We start from the raw sequence: 13,621 nt of genomic DNA, 5'->3' as shown, positions 1-13,621 counted from the left end.
TTAGACGAACGACAGGTTCCTTGGCACGTAGACATACACTAACTCGAACTGGGACAAATCTACACAAAAAACGCACCGTCACGATGCGTGAAGTCAAACGCTAGGACAAAAAAAGGGCGCGATTCATGCCGAGCACATGCGGTCGTATCCGATTGCGACCGTTTGTGGCTTTGCTGTTGACCTACCTGGCGATCCGGTATAGATTCGACTGGTACAAAAAAAATAACGTACCAGTACATGGCTGTTTGTCCCGTCATGTCTAGGTTCGGCTTCTTGTTTCCTAACAAAGGAATCCCATCGTGCCCCTAAGTCTGCGTGACCCCATAGAATTGACGCGACACCTGGTTTGCACCGATACGATCAATCCCCCCGGCAATGAAGACGAGCTCGTGGATGCTTTGGAGCTGGCGCTAAAGGCACTGGGGCTTGCAACGCTGGTCCAATCGATCGATAAGCGACGGTCCAATCTTCTTGCATGGAACGCTAAGGCGTCCGGATCGAGATTGTGTTTCACAGGCCATCTCGACACAGTCCCATTGGGGGCTGCCCCATGGACCCAACAGCCATTAGGTGGCGAGGTGATAGGCGATCGTCTTTACGGTCGCGGCTCTTCAGATATGAAAAGCGGTATCGCAGCGTTCCTTAGCGCGCTGGAAAGGTTCAAGGCTACGAATGGTTTTATGCCGCCAGTTTTGGTCGTACTGACCGCTGGTGAGGAGACTGGCTGCGAAGGGGCTAAGCGCTTACGTGAGCTTGACCTGCCTGGCATGGACGTTGGTGCACTGCTCATCGGTGAGCCCACCTCGAACCGATGTGTTGTTGGCCACAAAGGCGCACTCTGGCTAACAGGCAAAGCAAACGGGAAAACTGCGCACGGTGCCATGCCTGAGCTTGGTGAAAACGCTATCTACCACACTGTAGATGCGATCCAAAAATTGCGGCAATTCGACTTTGATACTCCGGTCGATCCACTGCTCGGCAAGCCGACCTTGAATGTTGGCACGATCACGGGAGGCATGAATGTCAACTCAGTTCCCGACATCTCCGCCTTCACCATCGATATTCGCACCGTATGCGGGATCTCGCATCACGATTTATGCGGCAAGGTTGGAGCCCATATCGGCGATAATGTGCAGCTCTCAGCGGATGTCGATGTTCCGGCACTTTCGAACGATCTTTCAAACCCATGGATTCGCCAGGTAACAGAAACTGTCGAGTCAATTACTGGTGAGAAATCACAGGCACGCACCGTTGCCTTCTTTACCGACGGCCCTGTACTCAGAGAGGTATTTGGCGACGTACCAGCAATTGTACTAGGTCCCGGAGAGCCCTCTTGTGCGCATCAAACAGATGAATGGTGCAGCGTGGAGCGCATTCATGAGTGCGTAAATATCTATTCCAGAATTCTGGAGGACTGGCAATCGTGAGCACCGTTCATCGAGTATTCCAAGCGGATTTGCGGATCAGCGAAAAATCGTCAGCAGTCGATTCATTCGAAAAGTGCATGGCTGAGAAAAATAGAATGTTGATAACGCTCAGCGTGGTCTTCTTCACTTACTATTTTGCTTTTATCATCGGCGCGGGCTGGTTTCGAGATATCTATGTATTACCGCTGATCGGAGAGCTTAATATAGGAACTGCCTTTGCATTGTCGCAATATTTCTTTGTTGGAGGTCTCGCGTTGATTTATGCATATCGCATGAAGCGCATTGATGCTCAGATAAAGTTGTTTGCCAGCACCTGGGGAGCAGGCCATGAACATAATTAAACACTGTACTTCCGGATGTGGCGCTATGCTAATAGCAGCCCATGCAAATGCAGCAGATTTGGTACCAGAAGAATACAGACCTCATGCGTTTTCTGCTTTTTTGACGGTCATTTTACTGACGTTAGTCATCACCTGGCTGGCTTCAAAGCAAGGAAAAAGCACTCGTGATTTCTACACCGCTGGCGGAGGAATCTCTGGGGTTAAGAATGGTTTGGCGATTGCTGGTGACTATCTATCTGCCGCGGCGTTTCTTGGGGTGTCAGGTCTAATCGCACTCTATGGGTTTGACGGCATCATTTACCTTGTAGGTTTCTTTGTAGCATTAATGCCTGTTCTTCTATTTGTTGCTGAACCATGTCGAAATCTTGGCCGCTATACATTTGGAGATGTACTTGCGTATCGTTATGACTTTCGCATGTCTAAGATCCTGGCCGCAACGTCAAGCGTGGTAATTGTAATTGCTTACATGATTCCCCAAATTGTTGGTGGCGCGGTCTTGCTCTATGCCTTGCTAGGCGTGAAGTATGAGGTTTCCGTCATCGTCGTTGGGGTACTGATGCTCGCATACGTTACACTTGGCGGGATGACGGCAACAACTTGGGTACAAATTATCAAGGCTGGCTTGTTGCTTACCGCTTGTGCAGGGCTAACAGTTCTAGCGCTTTTGCCATTCCATCTCAATATCGCAGCCTTTTTCGAATCGCTGATAAATCAAACTACGCTATTCGATTATCTTGCGGATGGTCGCGCACTTGTTACGGGTGAGGATGCAAAGCTCGTCACGAAAACATTCTTCGAGCCGGGCTTGTACCTGAAAAATCCAATGGAGCAAGTTTCGTTAGGTTTGGCGCTTACGCTAGGTACCGCTGCATTGCCTCATATTCTCATGCGTTTTTTCACTGTTCGTGACGCACAAACCGCACGTAAGTCTGTGCTGTGGGCCATGCTTGCGATTGGAGCATGTCATTTACTCATAATTTTCCTGGGCTTCGCTGCGGCTTATTATGTGGGAAGTCCGAACATCATCGCTGGTGAGAAAGGCGGCAACCTGGCAGCTCCGTTACTTGCGCAGCTCCTCGGAGGCGGATCACTTACGGCATCAGGCAACATACTGCTTGGACTAGTAGCTGCAGTTGCGTTCGCTACGATTGTTGCGGTCGTTGCAGGGTTAACCCTCGCAGCTGCATCCTCGCTGGCGCACGACATCTATGTAGGAGCAATCAAAAAGGGTGAAGCTACAGATCGGCAGCAGATGATTGCAGGGAAACTTGCAGCGGTTATTGTAGGTGCAGTTGCTATTTTTGTGAGTCTGTTAGCCAAAGGGCAAAATGTGGCACAGTTGGTCGCACTTGCTTATGCCGTTGCAGCATCTGCCAACCTTCCCGCCTTGATAGGTACGCTTTACTGGAAACACTGCAACATATTTGGTGTTGTCTGTGGAGTACTTGGTGGAACGTTAACTGCAATAGCTCTTGTACTTGTATCGCCTAACATGCAATACCCATTGGCCATTCGAGCAGCTACTACGCTAGCTATGAATAACCTAACAGAGGAAATTCGGACGCTAAAACTGCGTCTTGATGAGCCAAACCTCAAACAAAACGATATCGATACCCTTACTTCAAAAATTTCCAAGGCGCGCGCAAATCTACAGGCGAACAAGGATAAATTTGACGCTACTGGCACGCAAACAAAAAGCTTGGTTGGTTTGGAAGGTCCGCTGATCAGTTTGAAAAACCCAGGAATAATTTCTGTTCCACTTGGCGCACTCTTTCTAGTGTTGGGATCTTTGCTCTACCGGCGGCGGATAGATGCTGATCAGAAATGGCGGGCTCTAGTGTTTAGACGTGACAGTGGTATCGGTGTTGAAGACGCTGTTAGTCATTAACGTGGTTTAATTTTTTATCATTGTGCTCTTAGAGACAAAAACACATGGAAGTTATTGTAGCGTGCGGTAGCTGAAGGGCCGCATCCCCAAAGTGCACCGCAATCGCACGCTCGAATTACCACTTGGCATCGATGCTGGCTCCCGAATCCTTAAAGGAGCCAGCACCTTTTCCGCGTCTCGAAACACAAGTCAAAACTTGTCTAACCAATGATTTCGTATTCATCATATCTGCGTGAATGATTTTTTGCCCAAGGACTACTTCGCGCAGTGCATCGGCCAGCGGCTGCAACTGCACGCCGCTCATGCCCAGGCTCGCAATGATCTCAAGGCAGCACGTTATCAGGTTTCGAACCGTGGGGGGACAAGTCTCAGGCCGTCGCGCCACTCTTCCGATAATACCACCCCATCAATGCCATCCCAAACTTCGCCACCAGCATGGTCAAGAACGATGATTTGCAGCCGGCCCTGTGATCCATTGACAGCCCTTGCAAGAACGTTAAAGACCTTGCGGACAGCGTCGCGATCTTCGTCATCCAAGCTCGGCTCATCCTCTCCAGAGTCCTCATCATTTCGCTTTGTCGCACGCTTGATTGGAAAATAGACTTGGCTGGGCTGGTCAAAAATCAGTAGGTGAGGTACCGCATGATTTTCAGACTTGAGGAAGAAGAGCTGCAGGGCCAGAAGCATTGCGATGTGATAAGCCAGCCAGTTTGCACCGCTGCCGATCTCCCACAAGAAATCGTCTCTTCCCTCGTGACGAACCTTGATGGCGAGGTCTTGGATCGAGAGGGCGATCTGAGCGTCTTCCCACTCTGCATCGAGGTGGGGAGTGATGCGGGCACAGACTTGGGTGATGTAGTTCAAAATCTGAGCCGTCTTTTGCCTAACGGCCTCGTCTGAGACCTTGGGCTCTAACAGGCCGATCCGCTCTTGCAGAATTTTAATACGCTCGGAGAGATCCGAGTCCTTCTGTGCCTCAGCATAGGTGTTAAGTGATTGCTGAAGGCCGCCCAGGAAACGGTCAATGTCCGTCATCCTCAGAGCATGCTGCGCGACCAACTTGTCCTTCGCCTCAAGGCCCTTGATCTCTGTTTGAATGGCAATGAGCGTCTCACTGTCTTGGCGAATCAGCTCCCGAAGACGGATGATTTCACTCTGGATGGAAGCTGACACCACTGGCGTCTCTGCAGCCACCTGTTCAATTTTGGCCAGTGCTTCACATAGCTCGTCGAGCTGGGTCGAAGCATTTAGCGTTGGAAAGGCCAGCGGGTTCGCAACCTTGCTTTCCTCAGCCAGCCCCTTGAGCCAGCTTGATAGGGAAAGTCGCTGAGCCGTACTGCGAAGGGAGTTGGCGTACGACTCGGCTTCCAGTGTGACCTGCCTGAGCTCATCAAGCTTTTGCTTCGCTGCGAAAAGATTTTCGCTGATGACTGCTTCGCGCGCGCGAAGCGCAGCTAGCACTGCGGTAGTGGACTCTACCGCTGCAGGTGTGGGGGATGCGTCCCTAGAGCTTTTGATTGCGACCTGGCCTAGTTGGGCCAACAGCTTCGGCCATTCGCCGTGAGGCTGAGCATTGGCGTCGATCAGCCCGTACTCGCGGGAGCGATAGAACAACACGTTTGCTTCAGCTTGCCAGCGTTTGGAAACAGCCGTTACTGCAGCCTGTTCAGCCAGCAGTATCTTGAGTTGCTTGCGCAGCTCCTTCAGCTCCCAAACGATTACCAGCGAATCGGAGTCAATTGCCCCAAGAATAAATGGGAAGATGCTTTTCAGCTTTTCACGGTTGCCATAGCTGTCCGCCTTGTAAAAAAGGACGTCCGGGTTGGCCACGATATTCTGAGGCTGAAAGCTAAAGGCCATCAGGTCTCGAAAGCTAGGCCTGGTTTTGAATCCAAATTCACTGCTGTCTTCACCGAAGCCGATATTAGGCAATCCAGATAAGAGACTTAGCTTCTCTTTTACTGCGTCGCGCGTCGTATTCTTTCTATCAACCCTCTCCGGGATCTCAATCTCTTGACCCTCGACGATGAACATATCATTAGTCGATTTCTGATCGCCTGGCTCAGCTCTGGCAATTAGCTTCTTGCCTTCTTCAGTATCTATAAGTATGCCGAACCACGCACACGTTTTGCGGATAGTGCCTACAGGAATGGCGCAGCTGTCAGATGCAAGGCAGTAGTCGATAATAGGGATAACGGCAGATTTACCAGCTTTTGAGGATCCACTGATAATATTGACTTTTCCTGGAGTAAATTTTAATTCGCGATACTTCCCCCCCATTACGGGGCCACAGAATAAGTCTGAGAACCTGGAGTTTCATTAGAATTTTATCCTTAAAATTGCCTGCACTTCCTGCAATGTTAGATCTTTGCACCAGTGGCCAAGTTTCTCGGCGGACCTCATCATGTGTTTGATATCGTCGACATCGATCCTGGGCGCTTTTTGCCGCAACGATGATGCTTCTGCAGTTCTGGTATCAATATTGATTAGGCCACATTGTAATGCAATAGAAATTGACGATAGGCTCAGCTCTTTTAGGAGCAGTATCCTAGTCTGAATGCCATGCAGGATTTCCTGTTCTTTTTTAAACTTCCCTGCAAAAAGTCTCAGCCCGGAAGAAAGTTGAGTACTTGCAGCGACATCCCGCAGCTCTTTTCGATAAATAATCGGGAGAATTATAAATAAAAGCGGCAGTGCCGGAAGTCTACCTGCGGCCTTAGGTGCATAAGCTTCAACGAACCGCCACACGAGTGCTGCTCCAAGAGCCGGGTTTTGGACTAGGTATATGTCCTCGTCAGGGTCTTGAGCGGATCTTCTTATCCCTTTATCCATTCGATAGCTCTTGATCCATTGTCTAGCGCCGAGTTTGGTTTTAGTGCTAGAGGAGTTCTTTGTACTTAGGGTGCCAGCCAATTACTTTGTCGTTCGACAAGTACTGGAAGGTGCCATTGGTGAAGTGTTCAGGGATCTCTTTGCCATTGATTTTTGGCGTAAGTAAACTGCATTCAAGATAAAGAGCCTGGCCTTTATCTACATCTGTAAGCTCAATCTGCGACTTGAGCTTTAATCTGTTGAGCTCCCAGTGATCCAGGAGTCTGTCTTCAAAATCTTTGAACTGATCTTCTACTATTAGTCCCTTCTCAGCCCATTTTATTTTGGTTGCCTTGGTCTGCATGAAGTCAGTCATAGCTTTAAGCTTATCTCGATATTTTCTTTCGATGAGATCGAGTTGACGCATCATCACAGGAAATTCAGGGATGTTGGACTCAACATCCGACGTCTTTGGCGCAGGAGCTGAATAGGTCAACAGATGATCATAGTTGATCGCAGAGCTGAAGGTTGAAAGCCAGTCTGTAAATTCATCCCTCTGGATGCCAGGATGCTTACCTGCGCTGATCAATTCGTCAGATCGTTTTTTTACCCAGCCGATGGCCGCAACACAGGCGTTTTCTAGGAAAACGTCTGGCACCGTAGCCCGAAGGTAGTCCGTGATCGGCTTTACTGGATCACTGTCACCGGTTTCGTAGTCGAATCGGCAAATCAGTTGCCCCAGTTTCTCCAGCTCATAGGAGAGAAACTTCTCTATGTAGCTCTTGCAGCCGGTGGGCTCTTCGGCCTCGTACCTAGCCTTGATCTCGGCGACGACGTTCAGGGCAATTTCCTGCGTGTGCGCGTACTTCAGCTTGTCAGCGAACTCCCCCTTTTTCTTCTGTACAACGTACAGGTGGAAACTGGTGCACGAGAGATCAAGGAAGCCTTTTTCAACCGCATCAATCCAGTTGGCGAAGGTCTTCCAGAGATCGATTGACCAGTCCGAGATAGGGTTGGTCGCGAGGCCGCTCTTAACCTGCTCTGCAGTTACGTTGTCGTCAGGCTGGGCGACATCGACATCGTCCAGCACTTCCAGGGCAACGATTGAGCCCGCAGGAGCTAGGAGTAGACGCAGGCACTGACGAGTGGGCTGTATGGAGTATCCGTAATATTGGCCTGGAGCCGATGCCGGATTTGCTGAGCTCTTCTGCATCCTTACTTCGCTCTTCCTCGCTGAGGGTGACCTAATTGACGCGCCCTCCAAGGGCTGAAGGGCGTTTCTTCACTGTGTACGCCAAGGAATGATATCAGAGAGCCACTTAGATGTTTGAGTTCAAACGATTTAGACTGACAGGCAGCTTCTGGCCGGAAGCGGACGGCTGCGACATGCTCCTTACGCTGGGTTAAGCTGGGTATTGTCCACCTCAGTCAGTGCCTCTCAGCCTAGGACAGACCAGTTTTCTTCAGCTTGGGCGACTCGCTTCAAAGCTGATGATGTGATCATCCTGACTGGGTTGACGTCCGTGCTGGTAGTTACCCGACACCACCACATCCACAAAGCCCGCTTCTCGCAATGCGAATGCCAACTCATCGACGCCCCACCACCGTAAGTGGAACAGATCGAGTTCGGCACCCTGCAGGTTACCATCTCGCCAGTGCTGATAGTGCAAGTGGGAGAGGGTGGTTTGCTTGATGTAATTGATCTCGGCTCGATGGCAGGTCAACGTTAGCAGGTCACTGCCAGCAACCTCCCAGCTGCGAGCGGAGCTTCCTTCTCCGATGATGCCTTGAATTGGATCAACGTCCAGTATCAGCTGTCCACCCGGCTGCAAGTGATCCCAAAATCGCTTGAGCACGGTCATCGCCGTCGCAGTATCCGTGATCAACTGAAACGACCCTGCGGGCATGATGATTGCGGCGAAACGATGATCGTAGCTGAACTGCTCGAAAGTTTGGCAGGTCAAGGAGATTGGAAGCCGCCGATTGAGGCACTCCTGGCGACAGTATTCGAGCATGTCTTGTGAGGCGTCAAAGCCTTCTACGGCCAGGCCCAATTCAAGCAGTGGTATGAAGATGCGCCCGTTGCCAACCGCAGGTTCGAGGATCGGACCATCACACCCCATCAGGCGCTGCTGGTAGTACTCCAAATCGCCGAATGAGTGGCCAATTGGCTTATCGAGGTGATAGATCCAAGAGGCGAGTCGTCCGTACCTGTTTTGCATTTCTTTTCTCCCTAATTCTGGCGATTAGAACGGTTGACGTGTCCTACAGGGGTGTCGAGATATTAATCAACCCTAAGGCCGTTCCAGCGAGCGGGTTTGACCTCACTTTGCATACCACCGTGTAACCACGATTGGAGTCACGCCCACACAGATACATTTTTGAAGGTCGCTGTCGCTGGCAGGGCATGCGGATCGAGCCGTCCGGCGAGCTCTTCGGACCGAGGCGCCCAGAGGTTTGCGTGTAGTCGCATTGGAAGATGTGGAATTGGAGTAGGGTCCCACCCTACGCGCTCATGCACAATGTGGCCGTCCACTGACCATGTGATACGGTCCGGTCGCCAGTCAACCGTGTAAACATGGAAGTCCGAAGTAGCATCGAAGCCGAGGTCGATACGGCAAGGCGACCCCCTATAGCCGAAATTTATTGCTGCGCCATCGTCACCTGGGTTGAAGTAGACGTTGACCAGCATGCTTCGAGGATCATCTCCTGCTAGTTCTATATCAATCTCTTGCCTTGGTGTATCTCGGTGAAGGAAAAAGCCAGTAATAAGGCCAGATCCGCTGGCGGCTTTTATCTCCACTTCAAAGCGACCGTATCCGAACCGTTGTTTTGACGCGAAGGCTCCCGAGCGGTACTGCTTGGTTCCAGTGGCGACCTTGCTGACTGTGAGATGGGCACCGTCCTTATCATGAACGAGAGCATCCTTCGAAAACGATACCAAATTCCCCGGGAACGTCTCGACGAGCGCGGGAAAAGACGACGTCTCTGTAGTCATTTCAGAGAAAACGAGCAGTTCCCCTACGGGCGGTATGGGCCGATTCGAGGATACTCTCGGCTGCCACCCATATTTGGCCGGAAGGATCCAAGGTGACTCATCTAGCAAAGAAATCTGCTGAGGAGGCAAAGGATCAATCCGGTGCGTGCCTTCTGCTCTACCGTCTCGAAACATCCTCAGGCAACGTGGTGTTCCAACAGGGAAAGACTGCACGGGCTCGGTAAGGCGGAGAAGACTGCAGATCGGCTCCCACAATCCACAGCCTGACTCGTCATACGACAGAATCGCGGTGCGTGAAGAAGGTAGAGCTCCCGGCTGAGTCTCGGACCGAAATACTGTTTTCGCTTCTATGAGAAACTTTACGTCATTCCCTGCGGTTGCGGCTTCTATCGCCTCCGGGGCTAGTGGAGCGTCAACGAGGGCGTCGAACATATCGAAAAGCTTCAACAAGTCTTGCGGTCGAATTGCATCTTCATCACCATCAAACACCCGCACTCGCAACCCCAACATCGACAGAGCCATTGCGAGCGCTTCATGCTCTCCGCGGTTAGTCCAGGCCAACACCGACATAGCCCCCGCCCGTTCGGGCGCCATACGGCCTGAGCCTGCATCAATAATCCCCGCTCGCGCTAGGTAAGGAAGTACGGAATATGAATTATCCGAACCGCAGTCCTGTCGCTGCAATATCACCGGCGAGGAGAGAGCGAGTGCACCGAGCTCACCAAAGCGATAGTTTAACCACATGTCCACAGGACCAATCACTGGCATTGCCCGTAACAGTGCCTCCGCCCCCTCACGTGACAAGATGTAGCCGGAGAGAAACCAAAGTCCCCGTACCGGTCGGAAAAGAGCATCGCAGAGGTTAATACGTTCTGCTGTTCCCCCAGCATCTTCATAGGATAGGTACAACAAACGCGGACCGCCCTCAGCACAACAGTGTTGAATGGCTGCACGCCAGCCATAAGATATTGCTGCCGCTGCACCTCTCTTAAACCAAACGTCGTCCTCGAGAACTAGTACATATTTGTCTGTCCCGCGTGCAATGGTCTTCCAAACCTCCACATGCGACCGCGCTACAGCTATCTCCTGCCGCGTCATTTTTATCGGCTCGTTGACGGGAAAGCACTCCTCAAGCCTTGCATCTGGCTGGACGTAGAGTTGGTCACCAATCCGGTATGTCGAGTCGACATCAGCTGTTGCGGCGACGGCGCGGCCATCGCGAGCGTCCACTGCAGCGAAACGTCGCGCTATAGAGGCAAGGGAAACATCGTCGGCGGTGCGGAACCGCCGGAGTTCTCGGACCACGCGGCGCCATCTACGCGGTTGCCGGTCAAGGTTGATAATTAGAATCGAGTTGATCAGTCCTTCACCCGTACCAAAGGCTGAGATTTTCCCCCCCGGAAAAATGCTCACCACGGCATGTAGAAACCGAAATGCAATCCCACGCAACATGCCCGAAGCGTCCCTAAGATTCATCGAAATTTCCTACTCCAGATAGCCGCCTCAGTGGGAGTTCATATTGCGCCAGTTGCGGGCGTCATTACGGTAGGAAAGCTCCCAACGTGTTTCCGCAATGGCCTCCCAGTTATTTAACAACTCAAAGTCGAGAGGAGCCCCCTTAATCATCAGGTCACGTGCGTGCGCGGCTAACGACGCGGTGAAATTTCCGGGGCCAGTCGTCTCTTGGATCTCTGGCAAGCGAGCCGTGGCTAAAAGCTTCTCAGTCGAGCGGGACAGCGCTCGCTTCAGTATGGGGTGATGGGCTGGCGCAGCTATTGGATCGTTGTTGACATAAAATATGCGTTCAACTGTCGATAGATCCCTTCTCCAGATCTCTTGCGCTGGCACCATGCTACAAGATGGGATGTCGTAGCAAAGCGGTTGAACCTTAAGTGCGCTGTCATGGAAAAGGTATCTCCAGTTGTCTCCAAGCAGTACGTCATCTGCATCGACATAAAGTCCACCTTCTGCAACCAAGACACACATCCGCAAATAGTCACAGCGCATTGCCGGATGTCGGCATCGCGCGAATGCCTCTTGCTCGGGCGCTCCATACCACTCAGCAATGTACTCGGCCGCGGATACATCGTTAAACATCCGAAACTCAAAGCCCTCCGCGCGAAGCCTCTTCCAACTGTTGATACAGGCTTGAACGTCTTCCGGCACATCATGCGGATCGTGCCAGTACTGTATGAGTTTCTTCGGAATACTCGAAGCCAAGTTCGATCCGGCAACATTCGAAGTTTCCGCGCGATCCAGTTGATGCAACGTGAGGTTTCGGATAAAGGTGGATCGCAGCTGATCGTCCTCCTCGAATTCCAGAGGGTATGAATCCATATTTTTCGCTTACTCAGTAACAGTCATGCAACGGATTGGAGCACCTGACTGATGCCCTTCCAGCGTGATGCGCGGCGCACCTACCGCTAGGCTCTGCCCGGTTAGCGGGTCGCCAAAGTTGAAGAGTCCGCGACCGCCTTGTATGTTTGATATCGCTGCGAATCCTTTAGCAGATATGCCCGCCCTTCAACCACAAACCCGTCCAATCCATGCTCCACGCTGTAGGCATCAAGATCAGCAATGTTGTTGATGAAGCCTTTCCCGCTGAAATTCAGAGACGTGTTACACAATACCCCGTACCCAGTGCGTTTTTTAAACGCGACAAGCAGGTCATAAAGTCTTTTGTTGGTTTTGGAGGTGACGGTCTGGAGACGGGCCGTACCGTTCACATGCGTGACGGCTGCTAGGGCGTTCGTCGTTGCTCGATGAGTGAAAAGCATGTGTGGACTTTCGTGTGCACATCCGAACAACCTCTCTGCATCATCCAGGAGGCATACAGGAGCAATCGGACGGAACTGTTCGCGCTGCTTGATCTCGTTCAGTCTAATTCGTGTGCTATCTCGGAACGGGGCAGCCAAGATAGACCTGTTGCCAAGTGCGCGTGGGCCGATTTCGTATCGGCCGCTTACCCATCCGAGGATGAGGTCGCTCGCCAGCATCTCGGCAATTACAGCGGAATCTACATCTTGGGTGTCATATCTCTCAGTATTGAACACGTCGAGCGCATCAAAAGCTAATCCAGCATAGACATCCCATTCGATCTTCGGATTGCCAGTAAAGCGGAACTGCGCATCGACGGCCGTGCCTATGGCGGCGCCGGAATCATTGGCGACCGGGGGCACGAATATCTCCGAAAAAAGGCCAGTTTCCATCCATTTCGTGTTCCAGTCGCAATTCAACCCGCATCCACCGGAAATAATCAGTGGAAGCTTTTTCTTCAAGTGAGTTTTTGCGAACCGATAGAAGATATCGAATAGCGCATCGCTATAAATCCCTGCAAAGTTTCTAAACTCATGGTCTTCCAGACCCACATTGAAGTGAGGCGCGCTCTCAATGCTCTCATAAGAACTCAGTGCTTGGCACGGGCCGCCGAGAAGAAAATGAATCAATTTCTTCTCTTCAGCGGAAGGCGTGCTCCGTTTTGAGTATGATGCCAACGCCATGAGTTTCCCTGCATCTGAATGCCGGGGATACGCTCCAGTTTTTGGAAAGGTCGGATCTGCCAAGCCATAGAGTAAACCGTAGCGATTTCCCGGCTGATCTAGAACATCGGCAACCAGTGTGATGTTAAGTTCTGAATCAATTTCGTAAAAAGCACCGAGGCCGCCCTCCCAGACTAATGCATAGCAAGGGGTTCCTTTTGGAAAATTAGACATACCAAAGGCGCAAAGTAAGTGTGCGCGTTCGTGTGAGGATGAAAAGTACTTCACATCTCGTTTTAGGAAACGTCTTTGGCTTATGATGACGTCGTTATCGGACACTCCACGATATCCGACATTTGTTTTCGAGCCATATAGATACTCATTATGATCGCGAGGCCACCACCCCCCAGCGCAAATGACATCTGGGACGTCTTCTAACTCACCGATCGCATCCAGAACATCCGGAATAGCAAGTGACGAATACCGATAGTTCGAATTTTTTTCCGCTTCGATAGACATTATCAAACGTCCATCTTGAATTAGTGCAATGGCGCCATCGTGGCCTGGGTTATATGAGAGGACTTTCACGTGCTGTCAATCTCGTCATCCGTAAACATCTACTTGCATGATGGCGCTTCCTTTTAGTGGGGTGAGCGCTCCACGCACCCTTTATGCAG

11 protein-coding genes are annotated in these 13,621 nt (G+C 51.3%); 3 read left to right on the top strand and 8 right to left on the bottom strand.

The window, feature by feature from the left end:
* Positions 1-299: 299 nt before the first annotated feature.
* The 3 genes from ACJRW5_RS23195 to ACJRW5_RS23185 are packed head-to-tail and all read left to right on the top strand — an operon-like array spanning position 300 to position 3,656.
* A complete protein-coding gene (locus ACJRW5_RS23195) occupies positions 300-1,427 on the top strand; it encodes a M20 family metallopeptidase (RefSeq protein ID WP_484572841.1) in 1,128 nt (375 codons plus the stop codon).
* Complete coding sequence (locus tag ACJRW5_RS23190) at positions 1,424-1,768, top strand: DUF485 domain-containing protein (RefSeq protein ID WP_484572840.1); 345 nt, start codon at positions 1,424-1,426, stop codon at positions 1,766-1,768. Before ACJRW5_RS23195 ends, ACJRW5_RS23190 begins: the two co-directional genes overlap by 4 nt.
* A complete protein-coding gene (locus ACJRW5_RS23185) occupies positions 1,755-3,656 on the top strand; it encodes a solute symporter family protein (RefSeq protein ID WP_484572839.1) in 1,902 nt (633 codons plus the stop codon). Before ACJRW5_RS23190 ends, ACJRW5_RS23185 begins: the two co-directional genes overlap by 14 nt.
* A gap of 115 nt (positions 3,657-3,771) precedes the next feature.
* On the opposite strand, the gene ACJRW5_RS23180 is transcribed toward ACJRW5_RS23185, so the two are convergent.
* The 8 genes from ACJRW5_RS23180 to ACJRW5_RS23145 all read right to left on the bottom strand — a co-directional run bounded on the left by ACJRW5_RS23180 (position 3,772) and on the right by ACJRW5_RS23145 (position 13,463).
* Positions 3,772-3,960, bottom strand: coding sequence for a hypothetical protein (locus ACJRW5_RS23180; protein WP_484572873.1), 189 nt, complete (start codon positions 3,958-3,960; stop codon positions 3,772-3,774).
* Between the two features lie 35 nt (positions 3,961-3,995).
* Positions 3,996-5,690 carry a DUF3732 domain-containing protein gene (locus ACJRW5_RS23175; RefSeq protein ID WP_484572838.1) on the bottom strand — a complete coding sequence of 565 codons (1,695 nt, stop codon included), beginning with the start codon at positions 5,688-5,690 and terminating at the stop codon, positions 3,996-3,998.
* Between the two features lie 285 nt (positions 5,691-5,975).
* The gene (locus ACJRW5_RS23170) at positions 5,976-6,488 is read right to left on the bottom strand and encodes a three component ABC system middle component (protein WP_484572837.1); all 513 of its coding nucleotides are present in this window, start codon (positions 6,486-6,488) and stop codon (positions 5,976-5,978) included.
* A gap of 46 nt (positions 6,489-6,534) precedes the next feature.
* Entirely contained in the window at positions 6,535-7,680 is a 1,146-nt protein-coding gene (locus tag ACJRW5_RS23165; RefSeq protein ID WP_484572836.1) for an ABC-three component system protein, read from the bottom strand.
* 250 nt (positions 7,681-7,930) lie between these two features.
* Positions 7,931-8,689 (bottom strand): class I SAM-dependent methyltransferase, encoded by a 759-nt coding sequence (locus tag ACJRW5_RS23160; RefSeq protein ID WP_484572835.1) that lies wholly within the window; start codon positions 8,687-8,689, stop codon positions 7,931-7,933.
* Between the two features lie 137 nt (positions 8,690-8,826).
* Positions 8,827-10,941: a family 16 glycosylhydrolase gene (locus ACJRW5_RS23155; RefSeq protein WP_484572834.1), complete on the bottom strand. Its 2,115-nt coding sequence runs from the start codon at positions 10,939-10,941 to the stop codon at positions 8,827-8,829.
* 27 nt (positions 10,942-10,968) lie between these two features.
* A complete protein-coding gene (locus ACJRW5_RS23150; RefSeq protein ID WP_484572833.1) occupies positions 10,969-11,802 on the bottom strand; it encodes a glycosyltransferase family 32 protein in 834 nt (277 codons plus the stop codon).
* A gap of 101 nt (positions 11,803-11,903) precedes the next feature.
* Positions 11,904-13,463, bottom strand: coding sequence for a carbamoyltransferase C-terminal domain-containing protein (locus ACJRW5_RS23145; protein ID WP_484572832.1), 1,560 nt, complete (start codon positions 13,461-13,463; stop codon positions 11,904-11,906).
* Between the last annotated feature and the right edge of the window lie 158 nt (positions 13,464-13,621).

Origin of the sequence: Pseudomonas pichavaramensis, from assembly GCF_050473265.1 — a bacterium.
Taxonomy (GTDB): domain Bacteria; phylum Pseudomonadota; class Gammaproteobacteria; order Pseudomonadales; family Pseudomonadaceae; genus Aquipseudomonas.
This window is presented reverse-complemented; position numbering and strand designations above follow the sequence as displayed.

Coding starts and splice junctions, on each gene's coding strand:
- ACJRW5_RS23185 (WP_484572839.1), top strand. CDS start 1,755: ATGAACATAATTAAACACTGTACTTCCGGATGTGGCGCTATGCTAATA.
- ACJRW5_RS23150 (WP_484572833.1), bottom strand. CDS start 11,802: ATGGATTCATACCCTCTGGAATTCGAGGAGGACGATCAGCTGCGATCC.
- ACJRW5_RS23160 (WP_484572835.1), bottom strand. CDS start 8,689: ATGCAAAACAGGTACGGACGACTCGCCTCTTGGATCTATCACCTCGAT.
- ACJRW5_RS23170 (WP_484572837.1), bottom strand. CDS start 6,488: ATGGATAAAGGGATAAGAAGATCCGCTCAAGACCCTGACGAGGACATA.
- ACJRW5_RS23180 (WP_484572873.1), bottom strand. CDS start 3,960: ATGAGCGGCGTGCAGTTGCAGCCGCTGGCCGATGCACTGCGCGAAGTA.
- ACJRW5_RS23155 (WP_484572834.1), bottom strand. CDS start 10,941: ATGAATCTTAGGGACGCTTCGGGCATGTTGCGTGGGATTGCATTTCGG.
- ACJRW5_RS23145 (WP_484572832.1), bottom strand. CDS start 13,463: ATGTCTATCGAAGCGGAAAAAAATTCGAACTATCGGTATTCGTCACTT.
- ACJRW5_RS23175 (WP_484572838.1), bottom strand. CDS start 5,690: ATGTTCATCGTCGAGGGTCAAGAGATTGAGATCCCGGAGAGGGTTGAT.
- ACJRW5_RS23165 (WP_484572836.1), bottom strand. CDS start 7,680: ATGCAGAAGAGCTCAGCAAATCCGGCATCGGCTCCAGGCCAATATTAC.